Here is an 18,823-nt window from a genome sequence, read left to right on the forward strand (position 1 = left end):
CAAAGTAAATAAGAATTGCAACCAAGCCATTTCACTCATTGTTTTTTCTTGAAATTCGATTAATTTTTCTTGTTTTAAATCGATTTTTTCAATGTCTAAAGTATCGTAAAACTGTTTGAAGCTTTTTCTTAATTCGCTCAATTTTGACAAACTTTTCAATTTGTTTTTGTCTTCTTTCAACAACGCAACCACGAAACTTCTATTAGCAGTTAGCATTTCGAAATAAGTGAAATAGAAACTCAACAATTGCGTGCGAGCATCGTATGAAGCGAATTCTTCACTTTTTCCTAATAATTCTAATGTGTTATCGAAAAGCGAGGTGAAAAAGTTTTGCTCAATTTGGTTAAAAGAAGCGTAATGCTTGTAAAACAAACCTTCTTCAAAACCAGCATGTTTGGCAAACAAATAAACCGATTGCGGTTGTTTGTTGTGTTCTAAGAAATAATCGATATATAAACTTAAAATGCCTTCTTTGTTTATTTCTTTCTTTTTTGCCATGATTTTAAATATTTTTCTCAAAGGTACAGAATGTTTAATTTAAAATCAAAAAAGTTAAACAAAATATTTTGTTAAAGTTCTTTCAAAAAAAACCTCAAGTACAAGGTTGTAATTGAGGTTTTAATTTTTGAGTTTTTTTAAATTATTTCTCTTTCAATTATTTTATAAGTTTCATTGCTTTCAATTGCAAGATTTTTTCTTTTAGCAATTCTTTTAGTCCAATCTCCATTATTATTAAATTCATATTCATAAACAATTTGAGAATTTATTTTATCTTTTGATTTGGAATAAATCTGTTCAGACAAAATTAAACCCAATTCATTAAACATATAAACTTTTTTTTCAATTGTATTATCTATTAAATCTTCAATATTATGTTCAATCTCTAAAATATTATTGACTAATTTTTTTTTAACATAAGTGTTAAAAAACAACTTAGGTTTATCTAAAATTAATTGATTATCATCATCTGAATTTTCAACTTGTGAATATTCTTCAACTTTGATTATTTCTTCCGACTCATTGTATATCAATTTAAACATATCATCAATATAATTAGTTTGTTTATTAATTATAGTAATGGTGTCAACTAAAAGATTTGAATATTTATATTCTATCAGATAAATATTTGAATCAATTTTAATTTTATTAGAATAATAATTTATTTGAAATTCTTCAAATGTTTTGTCGCTTATTGTATTTTTAATTATAATTCGCTCAAGTTTTAAAGTTTCATTGTTATAGTAAAATGAAGATTCATAAGTTTTTCCATTTTCTAAAACTCTTATTTCAGATTCAATTAAATTTAATTTGTTACAGAATGTTACAATTGATTCATATCCTTCATCTTTTGCTTTAATTGTAATTTTTTTTGCATTTATAGATTTTTTAAATCTAAAATCTTCATTTATGTTAATACAAAATTCATTTGGAAGATAAGGATGAAAAAAATTAAAATCTAAATTTAAAGAATAATGCATCTGTTTTTAACTTTTATGATTTCTGTTCTTTATTGAAGTAAACTAAGTAGTAATACATTTGTTTTTCTTCGTCCCAACCTTTCTCCACGAATTTCTCCGCACTTTCTGGGTTGATGAAATCCAATTTAATTTGAATATTCGTGTCTAATTGAATTGTATTTTTTAAAGAACGACGCACATCGGTAACAGCAGCATTTGCAATTGGAAAACTTGAAACATCTTCAATGCTATATTTCGCACCTTTATCTACTTTATAATTTTTGAATTCTGGAATGAATTCAGGATTTTGCATTACTTCGTTTAAGAAAGCCGTTTCTTCAAACTCATCATTTTTTGCAAAGTGATTGATAGCACGGTTCATGAACAAAACTTCTTGTTGCTTGTCTTCGGCTGGTAAAACGACTTCTTTTGCGAACTCTTGACAGAATTTCAAGTATTTCTTCGTCATGAAGTTTTCATCTTGAAACGCATCAACCGATAAGAAATGCTCTAACCAATAACGCGCATCGTAACGGTTGCTATCTACGGTTAAAATCTTGTAGCCTTCTTCTTTTTTATAGTTAAAAATGATACAACCTTTGTCCAACTTGTTTAAGTTGATTCCTTGTTGTAAAATCATTTCTAAATTACTCCCGTTTTCTTCAAATTGTAAGAAATCGGTTTGAACTTCACTTTTGAAAACCCCGATAGCATCTACTACATTATTATCAATAGAAACGTGCGTAAAATAAGCTACATACACTTCTCCATTTTTAATATGTGGATGATTCGATTGCTCGAAAAGGTGTTTTGTGATTTTTTTAGAAACGTTGTGAATTTCGCTAGGGTTATTGAAAACTTCGGTAGCAAAATTATACATTTCGTTGTATTCTAAATCTACTTCATGAGCAAACTGAAAGTAGTTTTCTTCTTTTTCTCTAAAAGGTTTAAAGAAAAATTCCTTCAACAAAGGCATGATTTCATCATTCAATCCGTATGGATTTTCAGATAAGAAAATAGCTTCGTTTCTACTTTTATTTCCTACGCGGTGAATTGATAAATTCTCAATATGAGCATTAAATAGATTGATCATTTTTTATAGTTTAGATAAAAGAGCCAAGATAGAACTGATATTGTTTTTTCTTGGCTTTTTAAGATTGTATTTTGGTTTATTCTTTTCTAATTCTTTGGCTTTTAGTTCCAGTTTTCTTCAAATCCCATGTCTTCGAAGCTATCATCTCCATCAAACATGTCGAAATCATCGTCATCTAAATCATCTTCAAACTCGCCAAACATGTCTTCGTCAGATAAATCACCTCGCATGCCACTTTGTAAAGCTTCAGCTGGAAGTTCTCCGTGAGAAAATAACAAAGTAGGGTATGATTCTCCTGGAGTTTTTTCTTCAATTGCGGCTAGTTCTAAGAAAAATGTCCACATAGAAAACAAATCGTACACATATACTAATTTGGTATTTTGTTCGTGAACCAATTCATCTAATGTATATTCAGCCATAGTTTTGATTTCGCCCGGAATGTCGCCAGTGTCGAATAATGGAATTCCATCTTCTTCATGCCAAGACCAATCTGCTCCACAGGTATAAAAAGCGCCTACTTCTGTTCCGTCAAAACCAAATGCATTGATTAAAGCATTGTGTAAATCTTCTAATGAGTTGTCGCTTTCGATAGCAATATCTCTAAAAATATCTTCTTCAGCATCGAGAATAGCTCTGAATTTATAAATCATAATCGTTGAAATTTTAAGAACTGCAAAAGTAATTATTATTTACGAGAAACTTTTTTGCTTTTGCGATTTGTTGATAAGATTTTAAAATATGGATAATGAGGTTTCCGTCGTCAATCGCTCTAGGGTTTCTAACCCATAAAACGAATTTCCTTTTTTGTTTAATTTCGGACTCCAAACGGCTACGGTATAATGATTTGGAAAAACCGCCACAACTCCACCGCCAACACCACTTTTTCCAGGGAGCCCAACTTTAAACGTAAATTCTCCCGCTTGGTCGTAAAAACCACACATTTGCATTAAGGCGTTCATGCGCTTGCATTTGCTGGTAGAAAGGAATTTTTTATCGCTTTTTGGAATGACGCCATTATTAGCAAATACTTGAAAGCACTTAGCCAAATCAACGCAAGTCATTTCAATAGAACATTGATGATAATAAAAGTCTAAAACCGCTTCGGGTTCGTTTTTGATGTTTCCAAAGGATTTGATAAAGTTGACCAAAGCTGCATTTCGGTAACCAAAAGCTTTTTCGGATTGAGCGACATTTTCGTTGTAATTGATGTTTGGATTTTCGGTCAGTTCTCTTACGAAATCAAGTAGGAATGCTTTTGGATTTTCAAAATGATCTAACATCAAATCGGCAATAACCAAAGCACCCGCATTGATAAACGGATTTCTTGGAATACCATTTTCGTTTTCCAATTGTACTAAAGAATTAAACGAATTTCCTGAAGGTTCATAGCCAACACGTTCCCATAAATCGTTTCCAATTTTGGAAAATATAAGCGAAGTGGTAATGACTTTTGAAATACTCTGAATCGAAAATTTCTCCAAAGCATCGCCTTTTGTAAATACGTTTTGATGTTTATTTACCAATGCAATTCCGAATTTATTCGCATCGACTTTTGCTAATTCTGGAATGTAATCAGCTACTTTTCCGGTGTTTTCGATTTGGATGACTTCGTTGTAAATTCCGTCTAAAATATCTTGGTATGCCATGAAACTAATTTTGGTAAAAATAGTTACTTACAGAAAAGGAATGCGTTTTTTGAGCTCTTTTTTTGATAAAAAATTACCTTTTGACGGATAGTGTCTTTTAGACGGCATATTGTTGAAAATTAAAGCGGTCAACAATAAAATAGTAGCTCCTAATAATACAGGAGAAATTACATACCAATAGCCCAATTCTTTTATTTTATCGGAACCTGCAATGGCAATTAAAGCAGTAGCTCCACCAGGAGGGTGTAAGGTTTTTGTAATTTGCATTAATACAATTGATAAGGAAACGGCTAAAGGAGCCGCTACCCAAATTAAATCAGGTAATAATTTATAAATGCTAACTCCAATTATTGCTGAAATGACGTGACCTCCAATAAGATTTCGAGGCTGCGCTAAAGGACTTTCAATAACGCCATACACCAAAACACAAGAGGCACCAAACGAACCTATAAGAAAAACTAAGTCCGATGAAGTGAAAATTCTGAATTGCAATAAACTTATAATTCCTAAACCTACAAACGATCCTAAAAAAGCCCAAAAATGTTCTTTAAAATCAACTAAAGTTTCTTTGTATAAAACGTATTTTACTTTTCTGTAATTGCGTTTTAGCTTTTTTGTTGAGGTCATATTTTGTTATTTGAAAAACTATATACTGTAAATGGATAAATTGTTTTTGAAACCTGTTTGGCAACTAAGCAAGTCACAAGAATTGGGAATAGCAAACTGTAATCATTAATTAAGCCACATGTTATAAAAATGGCTGTAAAAGGTGCATGAATACTTGCACTAAGCATAGCTCCCATACCAATTATCATAAAATTTAAGGGAATTACATTAGTATTAAAAAAAGTATTTAGGACAACAGCCAACAACAAACCAACAAATCCTCCAATAAAAATACTTGGTGCAAAAACACCGCCATCACCACCTCCAGCAAGTGTTAACGAAGTAATGATAGGTTTGAAAATTACAATACTCACAATAGAAAAGAAAATCGGGATGGTTAAAACGATATTATTTGAATTGGCTAAATTTTCTTTTATAGCGTGATATCCATCACCATATAATTGAGGTAGAATGAATAAACCAATACTTATTAATACCGCACTTATTATTATTTTGGTTCTACTTTTTTTGAAAGATGTAAATTTATCTTTAATGAACAAAACTGTTTTTGTTAGATAAACCGCATTCATTCCGGAAATAACACCTAAAAGAATAAAATAAGGAAACGCTTTCCAATGCCATTCTTTGATGGTTACATGAAACAAAGGCTTTTCATTCAATAACAAACAAATTAGTATAGAAATAGAAACAGAAATCGTAGTAACCAGTATAAATGTTTTTGAAGCTTTTTTTGAAATTACTTCATATGCAAATAAAAATCCAGCAAAAGGACTGAAGAATAGTGCTGTAATTCCTGAAGCAACACCAGCACATATTAATTCAACTTTATGACGATTTAATATGTTTTCTTTTTCTTGAGTCATAGATCCAATTGTAGCAGAAGCAACTACTGTTGAAACTTCAATGCCTGTAGAACCTCCAAATATCACCGTGAATAATCCGTTTATGAAATGAGATGGGATTTTATAAATAGGTAAACTGTTTTTTCTTTTTTCGGTAGTTTCAAAAATCTCTTTTATGCCTTTGTTCGCTTTTTTATTGAATAAATAATATCTCAAAACGGCAATTATGGTTAAACCAAGAAGCGGAAATAAAAACAACAAAATATTATTTTTTGAAGCTTGATTAAAAAGTAATTCTTCATAATGTTCCGTTCCTCTCTTTAATGAAATTGCTAAAAAAGCCGACAAAAAACCAATTATTAAAGCAGCAATAATGAGTTTTTGATATTTAATGAATACAAAATGCTTTTTTATTTGAGTTATACTGCTCATAAATCTAGTTTGAAATGAAGTGAAAAGGCAAATTTAAGGTTTAAGAGAATAAAATAATTTAGAATAAAGTTAAAAGTTACAATTCATCCTCAAAAAATGACAGTTCGGTTAGTTTCAATTTTATGGGTGCGATTTCTGTTACAACTTTGCTTCATCAAAATAAGATAGTTCAAGCGCAAGAACAATAACAAGATCAAAATCAAAAAACGAACAGTTTAACCATTAAACAAAATTAATCATGACAAAATTAATCACTATCATCGCAATGTTTGTCGCTTCAATTGTATCAGCGCAAACGCAGTTTGATCAAGCAATGAAAAATGCCTTACAAACTTGGAAAGAAGGAAAAATAACAGAAGCGGTTGCGCAATTAGAACGAATTGCTTCAGTTGAAAAAACAAATTGGTTGCCAAATTATTACATCGCTTTTATCAAAACAACACAAGCGTTTGGTGAAAAAGACAAAATTAAAATGGAGTCTTTATTGAATGCTGCTCAAAAAGCACAAGATGTTTGTAACGAGTTAGCACAAGACAACCCAGAAGTTTTAGTACTACAAGCTATGATTCACACCGCTTGGATTGTTTATGATCCAATGACAAACGGACAAAGATTATCAGGAGATGTGATGTATATTTTGAATAAAGCCTATAAAATAGCTCCTGAAAACCCGAGAGTTGTATTTCAAAAGGCTTCATTTGAAAAAGGTATGGCGCAATATTTTGGACAAGATACGCAACCAATGTGTGCCCAAATTGAAAAAGCAATCGAACTTTTTGCTACTTTTAAACCTGAATCGGCTTTTCATCCAAGTTGGGGATTAGATAGAGCGCAAGAAGCGGTAAAGGCTTGTAAATAAAATTTTTATAATGAAATATTCAAGAGAAATAGTTAAAGCAGTAGTAATTGGAATTGTAATTTTTGCAATACTTCAAGGCGTAAATATTGTAATCACTAGAAGTTTACCAAGTCTTCTTTCATTAAAATGGAATTTCATTTACACGATGTTGTATAGTGTGGTGCTTTATTTTGCTAATGCTTTAATTTTTATCCAATTAGATAAGTATTTTGAAAAAAACAGATTTCATTTAAAAAGATTAGTAATCGGATTTTTAGCTTCGTTTTTTGTGTCTGGATTTGCGATATTTCTTTTGAGAATGTTGGAAGATGTTGGGTTTGAAAACAAAACAATTCAAGAATTTATCCAAAATGAAATGCCTGCTAATTATGTTGTAGCAATGGTGATTACGATTATAGTTTCGTTAGTAGTTCACCTGGTTTATTTCTATAAATCGTTTCAGGAAAACAAATTAAAAGAACAAAAAATCATTGCAGGAACAGCTTCGGCACAGTTTGAAAGTTTAAAAAATCAAATCGATCCGCATTTTCTTTTTAATAGTTTGAATGTATTGAGTTCGTTAATCGAGGAAAATCCCGAAAGTGCTCAAAAATTTACGACTTCGCTTTCCAAGATTTATCGCTATGTTTTGGAACAAAAAGATAAAGAATTGGTTTCGGTTGCAGAAGAATTAAAGTTTGCCAAAACGTACATGAATTTACTAAAAATGCGATTTGAAAATAGTATCACATTTGAAATTCCGGAAAGTTTTGATAATGAAGAAGCTAAAGTGGTTCCGTTGTCGCTGCAATTGTTATTAGAAAATTGCATCAAGCATAATGTGGTTAGTGAAGCAAAACCGTTACATGTAAAAATTAGTATTGAAAATGGTCAGTTAGTCATCACTAACAATCTTCAAAAGAAAGAAGTTTTACAAGACCGAAAAGGCGTAGGATTACAAAATATTGTGAATCGCTACGGAATTTTAACCAAAAGAAAAGTATTGGTAGAAGAAAACGAAAAAGAGTTCAAAGTATTTCTACCGATTTTAACAAAACAAATTAGTATTATGGAAACAACATACAATTATAATGAACAAACGGCTTATGACAGAGCGTCAAGAAGAGTCAAAGAAATAAAAGAGTTTTACGGAAGTTTAATTTCCTATTGCATCGTAATTCCGGTTTTAGTGTTTATCAATTTTAGAACTTTTTCTGAATTTCAATGGTTTTGGTTTCCAATGTTAGGTTGGGGAATGGGATTGTTATTTCATGGATTAAAAGTATTTGGTTACGGAAGTTCTTGGGAAGAACGAAAAATTCAAGAGATTTTGAAAAAAGATCAAGAAAAAAGCAATAAGTGGGAATAATTAAATTTTAAAAAATAAGAAATCATGAGTTTACAAGATAGAATCAATAGTAGAATGGATAAAGAAGCTTTTAAAAACTTTATTCCATCCAATGCCGAAGAAGCAAGATATTATCAAGCGGTTAAAAGAGTAAAGAAAATAAAAGGATTTTACACACACGCAGTTGTTTATTTGGTCATCAATATTATGATTGTGATAATCAATATTCAAAATTTAAAAGATGGCGAAAGTTATTTTCAAGCGCATAATTTCTTCACGGCTTTCTTTTGGGGATTAGGATTATTAGCACACGGATTGTCCGTATTTTTACCTGATTTTATCATGGGTCAAAACTGGGAAGAACGCAAGATTAAAGAATTTATGGAGAAAGAAAAAGCGAATAAGTGGGAATAATTAAACGCTGAATATCGAATAACGAATGTTGAATTTTGAAGTTTAAAAACAATGAACATATTAATTATCGAAGACGAAAAACCAGCAGCACGATTGTTGCAACGCAAGGTTGAAAAATTAGGATTGCAAGTGAATACGATGTTACATTCTGTGGAAGAAGCTATTTCATGGTTTCAAAACCATCCGCATCCTGATTTGATTTTTTTGGACATTCAATTGTCTGATGGTTTGTCGTTTGAGATATTTGAGCAAATTGATATTAAAAGCGCCGTGATTTTCACAACCGCTTATGATGAATATGCTTTGCGAGCTTTCAAACTAAATAGCATTGATTATTTATTGAAACCTATTGATGAAGAAGATTTAGAGGTTGCGGTCAATAAATTCAAAGTCAGAAACCAAGCACAAAATATTTCATTAGATTTTGAAGCGATAAAGCGCATGTTAGTCAATCCAGTGGAAAAGGAATACAAAAAGCGTTTTTCGGTAAAAATTGGGCAACAATTAAAAGTCATTTCAATTGATGAAGTCGAATGTTTTTATAGCGAAAACAAAGGAACTTATATTCACACCTTAGACAATAGAGATTATCTAATCGATTCCACTTTAGAAGTTGTAGAAGCCGAAATCAATCCAAAAGAATTCTATCGCGTAAGCCGAAAATTCATTGTTCCATTGAAAGCAGTGAAGGAAATTCAAGTGTATTCCAATTCAAGATTAAAAATCATTTTACCAACATACAAAGACGATGAAGTCATTGTAGCAAGAGAACGAGTTGGTGATTTTAAAGAGTGGATTGGTTAAATAATAGTTTTTCGAATCCCAATAAGAACAAAAATCAAAAGGGAATATAGGATGAAAAAAGGTGCAATAAATTCAATCCAACCTAATGGCAACATAAAGGCAATAATTAATAATTGAAATCCTAATCCGTATAACGAAAGTAGTGTCATAAACCAATTAGGAAAAGTTTTTACTTTATACGCTTCAGAATCTAAAAAGTGAATTACTTTGTCAAATATTCCGTAAACAATAGTGTAAATTCCAAATAAAATATTGACTGCTTTTTGAGTTTCGCCAGGTAAAGCTTTCGGTGCTTTGTATTCAAAAATTTTACTCGTATTGTCTCCACCGATTGATTTGTTTCTTAAAATTACGTAGTAATAATTGTAAAGTGTTCCTTGTAATTGTATGCTTATGAAGGCTAAAATGGCTACCCAAAAAGGTGTTTTGGAAACATAGCAAATAGTCATAAGAAAAAAGAAATTTAGAAAAATATCAAATACACTATCTAAATATCTTCCCACATAAGAAGGTGTGTTTTTCAATCGGGCTAATTCACCATCTGCGGCATCAATTCCCGATTTTAAGATGATAAAAAAACCAGCTGCTAAATAGTATTGGTTTAAAATACAATAGATTGCAAATAATCCAGAAATTCCAAATAAAAGCGTTACATGAATAGGTGTAAAGCGTGTTTCTTTTAATTGAAGTGCGAAAAATCTTCCGAAAGATCTTCCGTAATCAGACAAATCTAAAAATTTATCCGAAGCGTTTAATTTTGACATTTAAAGTTAATAACAAAGAACTGTGACAATATAGTCGGTAACCTTATTTTGTGAATCGATGTAATGTAAACGTCATAGCAGTTAATAAAAAGAACGCCATTATTTGATGTGCCAAACCTAACCAAAGTGGCACATGGAAAATTAAGGTGAAAATTCCTAAGATGAATTGAATAAACACAAAAACTAAAAGTGTTTTTATACCATTATCTTGTGTTTTGTCTAATGTGATTTTTCTACTTTTTATAAATAAGAAAATAATCATTCCAACTACCACATAAGCAAAGGTTCGGTGAATGAATTGTACACCACTTTTCCCTTCTGTAAATGCTAAAAGTAAATTCGATTGTTCTAATTGGATACTTTCATGGAAGAATTGTCCGTCGCTCATTAATGGCCAATGATTATGAATTAAACCAGCATTTAAACCAGCAACAAATCCACCGTAAATAATTTGAATGATTAGAATTACCAAAGCAATTCGGGCAATTTTTCTTAATTCTAAAACCGGTAATTTTTGTTCTGGATAAATTAAATCTAACGCTACCCAAAGCGTATAAGCAAACGTAATAAAAGCAAACGTTAAGTGAATCGCTAATCTGAAATGACTCACATCGGGCATATCTTTTAAACCACTAGCTACCATGAACCAACCCAAAAATCCTTGAAAAGCACCCATTCCTAAAAGAATGAAACATTTTTTGATGGTTTCGTTATCTAATTGTTTTTTGATTAAGAAATAAACAAAAGGAATAATGAAAACCACACCAATAATACGGCCAATAAAACGGTGAAACCACTCCCAAAAGAAAATGAATTTGTAATCGTCTAATTGAAAATCATTATATTGATTAATTAGTTGATATTCTGGATATTTTTTATATTCTTCAAAAGCTTCCACCCATTTTTCTTCTGACATAGGAGGGAAGGTGTCATTGATTAAATGCCAATCGGTCATAGATAAACCGGAGTTGGTTAAACGTGTAATTCCACCAACCGTAACCATGATAAATAATAAAATACAACCAGAAAGTAGCCAATAAATGACTGATTTATTTGTTTTCATTTTTCTTGATATTCAAAAAGCACCCCAAATTTACATAATGTGCATTTGAAAAGTGCTTTAACAGATTATAATTTTTATACTTTTTTCAATCCCATTTTTGAAGCTTTGTTCAAGATAAAATCTTTAGCAGCTTCGTATTCGTTTGGAATTTCGCCTTCTAAAATAGCTTCTTTAACGGCTTCTTTCAAAACTCCAATTTCTCTACAAGGTTTTAATCCAAATAGTTCCATTATTTCTTCGCCCGAAATTGGTGGTTGGAAAACACGAACTCTATCTTTTTCTTCTACTTCCACAATCTTTTCTTTTACGATGTCGAAATTCTTGTGGTATTTCTGAAATTTCTTTGGATTTTTTGTAGTGATATCGGCTTTACACAAGGTCATCAAACTATCAATATCTTCGCCAGCATCGAAAACCAAACGACGAACTGCACTATCGGTAACAATGTCTTCGGCAATTACAATTGGTCGCGAACTCATCATAACCATTTTTTGCACGAATTTCATCTTATGATTCAAAGGCATGTGCAAACGTTCAAATATTTTTTTGACCATTTTTCCACCCAAAAATTCATGTCCGTGAAACGTCCAACCTTGTTTTTTGTTGAATCTTTTGGTTGGTGCTTTGCCAATATCATGTAACAATGCTGACCAACGCAACCAAACATCGTCGGTATTTGGACAAATATTATCTACTACTTCTAACGTATGATAAAAATTGTTTTTGTGAGTATGACCTTCGACTTCTTCAACATTATTTAAAGCGGTTAATTCAGGTAAAATAATGTCTAATAAACCCGTTTGGTACAAATGTAAAAATCCGATGGAAGGTTTATCTGAAGCTAAAATTTTATGCAATTCATCAACAATTCTTTCGCCAGAAATTATATTGATTCTATCTTTATTTTTTGAAATCGCCTCTAAAGATTCCGATTCGATTTCGAAATTCAATTGCGTAGCAAAACGAATCGCACGCATCATACGCAACGGATCATCGGAATAAGTAATATCTGGATTTAAAGGTGTTTTGATGATTTTGTTTTTCAAATCTTCCACCCCGTTAAAAGGATCAACTAAATCACCAAAGTTTTCAGAATTCAATGAAAAAGCTAAGGCATTTATTGTAAAGTCACGTCTTTCTTGGTCGTCTTTTAGCGTTCCGTTTTCCACTAATGGATTTCGGCTATCGTGCGTATAAGATTCTTTTCTAGCGCCTACAAATTCCACATCAATATCATCGTAGCGCAACATGGCTGTTCCGTAGTTTTTGAAAACCTGTACTTTTGGATGAAACGGAATCAATTCGGAAACTTTTAAAGCCAATTCAATTCCGCTACCAACGGCAACGATATCGATGTCTTTTTTGTGATTTCTGTTGAGTACTATATCGCGAACAAAACCACCAATCACATAGCATTCCAAGTTGAGTTCTTGTGCGGCTTGCGAAATGATTTTGAAGATGTTATGTTCTAAATGTTGTTTGTAATTCATGTTATTACCGCAGATTCGCAGATTTTTATTTTTTTGAAAGTACAACTCTTTTGTGTTCAAGTGATACAGAATTAAAATTAACTAAAAGTGCTAATTCATTTCCTGAAACTTTCAAATAATTTAAACATTGATTGTAATGAGCATTGTTAAAACAATCGACAGTTTTTATTTCTAATATAATTTCATTAAAAACTACAAAATCAGCATAAAATTTATGTTTTAATACTGTGTTTTTGTAATTTACTACATATTCTTTTTCTCTTTCGTATGGGATGTTAGCTTGTTGAAACTCAAATTCGATGGCGTCTTTATATACAATTTCAGAAAATCCTTTCCCTAAATTTTTATGGACTTCAAATAGAACTCCAATAATTTGGTAAGTTTTGTCTTTATATAAAAAATCATCCATAATATAATTTTAATCTGCGAATCTGCGGTGCTTTTTTATTTGCGAATCACTTTTACCTGGCTATCTAAACCTAATTTGATAATCGTAGAAGGATTTTTGCAAACTTTATCGTGGTGCAAATTTACTACATAGTCCACACCTTTTATAATTTCGGGACTAATTTCTTTGAAAGTTTTTGGTGTAGGTTCGCCCGAAATATTTGCTGAGGTTGAAACCAATGGTTTTTTCATGCGTTCCATCAACTTAAAACAAAAAGGTTCGGTAACTATTCGAACTCCTAACGTATTATCTTCAGCCACAATATTTTTGGCTACATTTCGAGGATTGTCTAAAATTAAAGTGGTTGGTTTTTCCGACAAATCTAGAATTTGCCAAGCCACATCAGGAATTTCTTTGAAAACGTTGTACATCATGCGTTCGCCATTCATTAAAACAATCATGCTTTTGGTTTCTTCACGTTGTTTTAAAGCATAGATTTTTTTAACGGCTTCTTCATTAGTAGCATCGCAACCAATTCCCCAAACGGTATCAGTTGGATATAAGATAATACCACCGTTTTTAATAACTTCATATGCGTTGTGTACCTCTGTGTTCATAATTTAATTATTTTTACAAAAATATTCTAAAAATTTTAAAAATGAATCAAACATTTGTTGGATGTTCTCTTTATCATATATACATTTCCATTTTATTAGCACACCAAGCAAAAAAGGAAGGTAAAAAATCATTATTGATTGTAATTAATGATAGAGTTGAAAATATTGAAAAACTTATCCCTAAAATAAATGAATTACAATTGTTTGAATCTGTTTTGTCAATAAAGAGTTACTCTATTTTAACAGATTTTAAAAAAAATTTAGGACTTTTTAATTATATTTTCAACAGGGAGAAAGGTTTAGTTGCGCTATTTGAAAAAACTAACCCAATTTTAGTTGAGAATGATTTTTTTATAAGAAATTCTGAAATTAATTTATTTCATGTTGTAAGAACTAGAGCCTATTTTTTAATAAAATATCCTAATAATTTATTTAGAATGGTAGAAGAAGGATTAGGTACCTATTTGCATAGAATGCCTAAATCTAGATATTTAAAAAGAAAATATTTAATTAAGTTTCCAATTTTAATGGGCTATGATAAGCAAGTTAAAGAAATTTTAGTACAGCATCCTGAGAACATGAAGGATCAGTTTTTGAGAAATAAATCTGTAAAAATGGATTTAAATTTATTACAACAAAATTTATCAGAAATTGAAAAAAAACAATTGATTAATTGCTTTTTAGGAGATGAAATTACATTTTCTCAGGAGAAAAAAATGATATTAATAACACAGCCTTTGTCTGAAGACGGGCATTTAACAGAAAATGTAAAAATTAAGCTTTATAAAAAAGTTGTTGAAAAAGCAATAAGTGAGGGTTACAAAGTTTACATAAAACAACATCCAAGAGAAACTACCGATTATACAAAATTGTTGTCAGATGTTTCCTTTATACCCAAATTATTTCCAATAGAGCTGCTAAATTTATCTAAGGACTTTTCGTTTGACTTAGGATTTACTTTTTATTCAAGTTCATTAGAAAACTTACAGAATATTAAAAAGAAAGTTGTTTTAGGTATGGAAAACCTCAATAAAATAAATGATATCCTAGAAAATGATATAGGTTTTCTTTAATTTATTTATAAAACTTTCTTATTTCGTTCATTGTTTGTAATAGATATTCACTATTTGGTTCTTCATTTAGGACGTTTAAATTATTGTCAACAACGTCTAATAAACCTGATGTGTAAATATTGGTTATTCTATTAGTTTCTACTATAGCAAATTTTTGATTATAACCACAAATGAAAAAATCCCTTTTAGAAGTGTCAAACAAGCTTTTTCCTGAAGAATACTCTTTAGGACTATTGTTTACTCCTAAATAATTGCTCATAATTGTGGGGGCTATATCATAATGTAGCGTAAGATGATTGTATTTTTTTGGAGCTTTATTAAAATCATATAATATAAAGGGTGTGTTGATTTGATATTTTGAAAAATTCCCCCCATGCTGCCAGTATCCTTTTTTAGAATCATTAAATTCTTGTCCGTGATCAGAAGTTATAATTATAATAGTGTTTTCTAATTTGTTCTTTTTATCAAGTTGCGATATGATTTTTCCGATTAAATCATCAACATAATGTAAACAATTTTTATACCTGTTAATTAGTGGTTTAGGGTCGTAATCATCATCAAAAGCTAAATAATCAACTTTGTCAAGATACGGTTTAAATGGAGCTTTGTAGTTTTTAGGGAAATCAAAACCATGTGCAGCATCAAAAAATAAGAAACCAAAAAACGGATTTTTTTGATTGTAATTTTCAATATAGTTGGTCCAAGAATTAAAAATACTCATGTCTCTTTCCGCAGGTGAATTACCATCAGTATTTAATTTAAGATTTTTCACTTTGGTAAAAACATTTTTATTAAAAGGAGGATTTTCAACAGTAGAACTACTTAATATATTGACGTTATATTTTTGTTTTATAAATTGATCAATCATGACCGGACCTTTATTTATTCCTGTAAATGAGTCAAAATAAGTTGCTGGAATTCCATAAAACATGGAGAAAATACCTCCTGTAGTCATGTTTGATCCGCTTTTATGATTGGTAAATTCTTGTGCGGATTTTTTAAAATTATAGATGTTTGGAGTTATCTCTTCAGTTAAATAATCATATCTCCACGAGTCAATTACAATTAAAAGAATGTTTTTATTAGTTGTATTATTACTATCTATATTTTTTAATGGATAATTTATAGTTTTAGATTCTGTTTCTATTGCGATTTCATTTTTAGACAAATCTTTATTTACAAGATTTAATTTTATAAATAAATTTTCTGCAGTTAAAGGATAATAAGCAGGAAATAAATTTTTAGTTTGAGTAATTTGTCTGTAACTATTTGCGTCAGACCATGCAAATCCGATATGAGAAACTAAAACAACTATTACGAAAGTAAATGAAGAAGTTTTTATAATTTTTCTAAATTTATTGTTCTCAAAAGAAATTCTATTAATCAACATGAATAGTAATAGTTGAAAACCAACAACTCCAATAATAAATAAAAATGCAGTAATGTAATTTTCATTTGAAAATTGAAAAATATCACTTGCTCTTTTGCCAAATGCCAATTTAAAAACCATTGGCGATAGATGGTACCTAAATTGACTAAAAACAATGGTATCTAATTTAACTAGAATTAAAAGTAAACTAGAAGATATAATATTTATAAATTTTGTAAGTAATATTCTTTTTGAAACAAAAAATAGTAAAAGAGAAAGAAACAAAGGAATACTACTTAAAACTGCAAAATGACCAATTTGTGAAATAATAATAAATATATTTGCATTTATTGAATTTACGTTGTCAACAAAATCATAATACTTTATTGAAATTATCAATGTCAATAAAGTATTTACTAAAAAAATGAAAAATAATTTTATTGGAAAAATTGTTTTGGAATGCATATTTTATTTTTTGCAAAAATAAAGCATAGTTGTTGATTATTAACATAAATTTAGTATTAAGTTAATTTAATTTTAAAATATTTTAAATGAAGTATTTAATTCATAACAAGTTTAAAGATTTTCAAGAAAGGATTGTTTTTTTTATTGATCATTTTTTAATCGAAGGAAAAATTCTTGTTAACGGACAAAGAAATATAATTAAACTATTTGAATTTGAAGAAATTACGCTCAGTATTAAATCGTTTAAAAAACCAAATTTAATTAACAAAATAGTTTATCGATACTTTAGAAAATCAAAAGCATGTCGCTCCTTCGAATTTGCTTCAAAATTGATGGAAATGCAAATAGGAACTCCTCAACCCGTCGCTTTTTTCGAAAATTATGATTTCATTGGACTTAAAGATAGTTATTACGTTTGTGAACATTTAGAAAATGTATTCGAATTCAGAGAAATTGTCCAAAATGAAGCTTTTGAAAACCGAGATTTTATTATTAGAAAGTTTGCCCAATTTACCTTTGAAATGCACGAAAAAGGCATTGAGTTTTTAGATCATTCACCTGGAAATACTCTAATTCGAAAAAATAACGACGGAAGTTATTCCTTTTTTTTGGTGGATTTGAACCGAATGCAATTTCATGAAACTATGAATTTTCAAACCCGAATGAAGAATTTATCAAAGATTACACATAAGAAGGACATGATTGCAGTAATGAGTAACGAATATGCCAAACTTTCAGGTGATGATGAAAATACAGTTTTTGAAACCATGTGGAAACTAACTTCTGATTTCCAATATCGATTTCATCGAAAAAAAAGAATTAAAAAGAAATTAAAGTTCTGGAAAAAGTAATACCTTTTATATGTTTAACATCGTTTTATTGTAAAATTAAAAATGAAAACTATAGCCATAATCCCAGCACGAGGCGGATCCAAACGTTTACCTGGGAAAAATACAAAACTATTGGGCGAAATTCCTTTGTTGGCCCACAGTATTCTATATGCCAAACAGCATAATTTTATCCATGCGGTTTATGTTTCTACCGATGATGTTGTTATTAAAGAAATAGCTTTGCAATATGGAGCTATAGTTATTGATAGACCTCAAGCACTTTCGGGTGATTTGGAGCCTACTGTTTCTGCTTTAAAACATGTTTTAGAATCAATTGATGAAATAATTGAAAATGTAATTTTATTACAAGCTACCAATCCACTGCGACCACAAAATTTACTACAAAATGCTTTTGCGATTTTTCAAGAACAACAGACAAATAGTCTGTTTACCGTTTCGCGCAGTCATCATAAATTAGGAAAAATTATAAATAATAGATTTATTCCTTATAACTATGAAGTGGGGCAACGTAGTCAAGATTTAGAGCCCTTATATTATGAAAATGGGTTGCTTTATATTTCAAAATCATCCGTTATACTAAATAATGAAATCATTACAAAAGATGCTTTTCCGTTAGAAGTAAATCATCCTTTTGCTAATGTAGATATCGATACACAAGAAGACTTTGATTATGCAGAGTATTTGCTTAACAAAAAGAACTTTTAACCCATTATCTAACACTTTAAACCAAATAAAAATGAATCCCTACATAGAAATAGCAGGAAGAAAAATAGGACCCGATTTTCCACCATTAGTTATCGCTGAAATCGGAATTAATCACGAAGGCTCTTTGCAAGTAGCTAAAGAAATGGTAGATGCTGCACATAGAGCAGGAGTTGAGGTCGTGAAACACCAAACTCATATTGTGGCTGACGAAATGAGTGGTGCTGCCAAAAAAGTTATTCCAGGCAATGCCGATGTTTCCATTTACGAAATTATGGAACGTTGTGCTTTAAACGAAGAAGACGAATTAGAATTGAAAAATTACGTGGAAAGTAAAGGTATGATTTTCATTTCAACTCCTTTCTCGCGAGCTGCAGCCGAGCGTTTGAAAAAGTTTGATATTCCAGCTTATAAAATTGGTTCTGGAGAATGTAATAATTATCCATTATTGGAGCATATTGCTTCTTTTGGAAAACCTGTTATTTTAAGTACGGGTATGAATACCATAGCAAGTATTCAAAAAGCGGTAGCTATTTTTGA

Annotated in this window: 21 protein-coding genes; 8 read left to right on the forward strand and 13 right to left on the reverse strand. The window is 30.3% G+C overall.

Annotation, left to right across the window (positions count from 1 at the left end; all coding sequences use genetic code 11):
• The 7 genes from LDL23_RS06260 to LDL23_RS06290 form a co-directional block, all read right to left on the reverse strand.
• On the reverse strand, nucleotides 1-498 hold a 498-nt coding region (locus tag LDL23_RS06260; RefSeq protein WP_291264939.1), incomplete at its 3' end, for a TetR/AcrR family transcriptional regulator.
• A 137-nt stretch (nucleotides 499-635) separates the two neighbouring features.
• Nucleotides 636-1,478: a hypothetical protein gene (locus LDL23_RS06265; RefSeq protein ID WP_291264940.1), complete on the reverse strand. Its 843-nt coding sequence runs from the start codon at nucleotides 1,476-1,478 to the stop codon at nucleotides 636-638.
• Nucleotides 1,479-1,491: 13 nt separating this feature from the next.
• Nucleotides 1,492-2,550, reverse strand: coding sequence for a nucleoid-associated protein (locus LDL23_RS06270; protein ID WP_291264941.1), 1,059 nt, complete (start codon nucleotides 2,548-2,550; stop codon nucleotides 1,492-1,494).
• Nucleotides 2,551-2,651: 101 nt separating this feature from the next.
• A complete protein-coding gene (locus LDL23_RS06275; protein ID WP_291264942.1) occupies nucleotides 2,652-3,200 on the reverse strand; it encodes a hypothetical protein in 549 nt (182 codons plus the stop codon).
• Nucleotides 3,201-3,281: 81 nt separating this feature from the next.
• The gene (locus LDL23_RS06280) at nucleotides 3,282-4,196 is read right to left on the reverse strand and encodes a glutaminase (RefSeq protein WP_291264943.1); all 915 of its coding nucleotides are present in this window, start codon (nucleotides 4,194-4,196) and stop codon (nucleotides 3,282-3,284) included.
• A gap of 27 nt (nucleotides 4,197-4,223) precedes the next feature.
• Nucleotides 4,224-4,823, reverse strand: a complete 600-nt coding sequence (locus LDL23_RS06285; protein WP_291264944.1) for an HPP family protein — start codon at nucleotides 4,821-4,823, stop codon at nucleotides 4,224-4,226.
• On the reverse strand, nucleotides 4,820-6,097 hold the full coding sequence (locus tag LDL23_RS06290; protein WP_291264945.1) for a chloride channel protein: 1,278 nt from the start codon (nucleotides 6,095-6,097) through the stop codon (nucleotides 4,820-4,822). The genes LDL23_RS06285 and LDL23_RS06290 overlap by 4 nt, the downstream gene beginning before the upstream one ends.
• 238 nt (nucleotides 6,098-6,335) lie before the next feature.
• Between LDL23_RS06290 and LDL23_RS06295 the strand changes: the two genes are divergently transcribed.
• The 4 genes from LDL23_RS06295 to LDL23_RS06310 are packed head-to-tail and all read left to right on the forward strand — an operon-like array spanning nucleotide 6,336 to nucleotide 9,501.
• Nucleotides 6,336-6,956: a hypothetical protein gene (locus LDL23_RS06295; RefSeq protein WP_291264946.1), complete on the forward strand. Its 621-nt coding sequence runs from the start codon at nucleotides 6,336-6,338 to the stop codon at nucleotides 6,954-6,956.
• Between the two features lie 10 nt (nucleotides 6,957-6,966).
• Nucleotides 6,967-8,304, forward strand: coding sequence for a histidine kinase (locus LDL23_RS06300; RefSeq protein ID WP_291264947.1), 1,338 nt, complete (start codon nucleotides 6,967-6,969; stop codon nucleotides 8,302-8,304).
• Nucleotides 8,305-8,328: 24 nt separating this feature from the next.
• Nucleotides 8,329-8,697 carry a 2TM domain-containing protein gene (locus LDL23_RS06305; protein WP_291264948.1) on the forward strand — a complete coding sequence of 123 codons (369 nt, stop codon included), beginning with the start codon at nucleotides 8,329-8,331 and terminating at the stop codon, nucleotides 8,695-8,697.
• A 51-nt stretch (nucleotides 8,698-8,748) separates the two neighbouring features.
• Nucleotides 8,749-9,501, forward strand: coding sequence for a LytTR family DNA-binding domain-containing protein (locus tag LDL23_RS06310; RefSeq protein ID WP_291264949.1), 753 nt, complete (start codon nucleotides 8,749-8,751; stop codon nucleotides 9,499-9,501).
• Here the strand turns inward: LDL23_RS06310 and LDL23_RS06315 are convergent.
• The 5 genes from LDL23_RS06315 to LDL23_RS06335 form a co-directional block, all read right to left on the reverse strand.
• The gene (locus LDL23_RS06315; protein WP_291264950.1) at nucleotides 9,498-10,265 is read right to left on the reverse strand and encodes a CDP-alcohol phosphatidyltransferase family protein; all 768 of its coding nucleotides are present in this window, start codon (nucleotides 10,263-10,265) and stop codon (nucleotides 9,498-9,500) included. The two genes, LDL23_RS06310 and LDL23_RS06315, sit on opposite strands and share 4 nt — an antisense overlap.
• Nucleotides 10,266-10,308: 43 nt before the next feature.
• Nucleotides 10,309-11,328, reverse strand: coding sequence for a COX15/CtaA family protein (locus LDL23_RS06320; protein WP_291264951.1), 1,020 nt, complete (start codon nucleotides 11,326-11,328; stop codon nucleotides 10,309-10,311).
• A 74-nt stretch (nucleotides 11,329-11,402) separates the two neighbouring features.
• On the reverse strand, nucleotides 11,403-12,818 hold the full coding sequence (locus LDL23_RS06325; protein WP_291264952.1) for an HD domain-containing protein: 1,416 nt from the start codon (nucleotides 12,816-12,818) through the stop codon (nucleotides 11,403-11,405).
• Nucleotides 12,819-12,843: 25 nt separating this feature from the next.
• Nucleotides 12,844-13,227: a GxxExxY protein gene (locus tag LDL23_RS06330; RefSeq protein WP_291135980.1), complete on the reverse strand. Its 384-nt coding sequence runs from the start codon at nucleotides 13,225-13,227 to the stop codon at nucleotides 12,844-12,846.
• Nucleotides 13,228-13,262: 35 nt separating this feature from the next.
• Nucleotides 13,263-13,823 carry an L-threonylcarbamoyladenylate synthase gene (locus LDL23_RS06335; RefSeq protein WP_291264953.1) on the reverse strand — a complete coding sequence of 187 codons (561 nt, stop codon included), beginning with the start codon at nucleotides 13,821-13,823 and terminating at the stop codon, nucleotides 13,263-13,265.
• Nucleotides 13,824-13,864: 41 nt separating this feature from the next.
• Here LDL23_RS06335 and LDL23_RS06340 point away from each other — a divergent pair, with 41 nt between their 5' ends.
• Nucleotides 13,865-14,896 (forward strand): polysialyltransferase family glycosyltransferase, encoded by a 1,032-nt coding sequence (locus LDL23_RS06340; RefSeq protein WP_291264954.1) that lies wholly within the window; start codon nucleotides 13,865-13,867, stop codon nucleotides 14,894-14,896.
• A 1-nt stretch (nucleotide 14,897) separates the two neighbouring features.
• Here LDL23_RS06340 and LDL23_RS06345 read toward each other — a convergent pair whose 3' ends face one another.
• Complete coding sequence (locus LDL23_RS06345; protein ID WP_291264955.1) at nucleotides 14,898-16,730, reverse strand: DUF3413 domain-containing protein; 1,833 nt, start codon at nucleotides 16,728-16,730, stop codon at nucleotides 14,898-14,900.
• Between the two features lie 86 nt (nucleotides 16,731-16,816).
• Between LDL23_RS06345 and LDL23_RS06350 the strand changes: the two genes are divergently transcribed.
• The 3 genes from LDL23_RS06350 to LDL23_RS06360 all read left to right on the forward strand — a co-directional run.
• Entirely contained in the window at nucleotides 16,817-17,581 is a 765-nt protein-coding gene (locus tag LDL23_RS06350) for a lipopolysaccharide kinase InaA family protein (RefSeq protein WP_291264956.1), read from the forward strand.
• A gap of 42 nt (nucleotides 17,582-17,623) precedes the next feature.
• A complete protein-coding gene (locus LDL23_RS06355; RefSeq protein WP_291264957.1) occupies nucleotides 17,624-18,286 on the forward strand; it encodes an acylneuraminate cytidylyltransferase family protein in 663 nt (220 codons plus the stop codon).
• A 31-nt stretch (nucleotides 18,287-18,317) separates the two neighbouring features.
• On the forward strand, nucleotides 18,318-18,823 hold a 506-nt coding region (locus LDL23_RS06360; RefSeq protein WP_291264958.1), incomplete at its 3' end, for an N-acetylneuraminate synthase family protein.

Origin of the sequence: Flavobacterium sp. (assembly GCF_020217025.1) — a bacterium.
In the GTDB taxonomy this organism is placed as follows: Bacteria; Bacteroidota; Bacteroidia; order Flavobacteriales; family Flavobacteriaceae; genus Flavobacterium.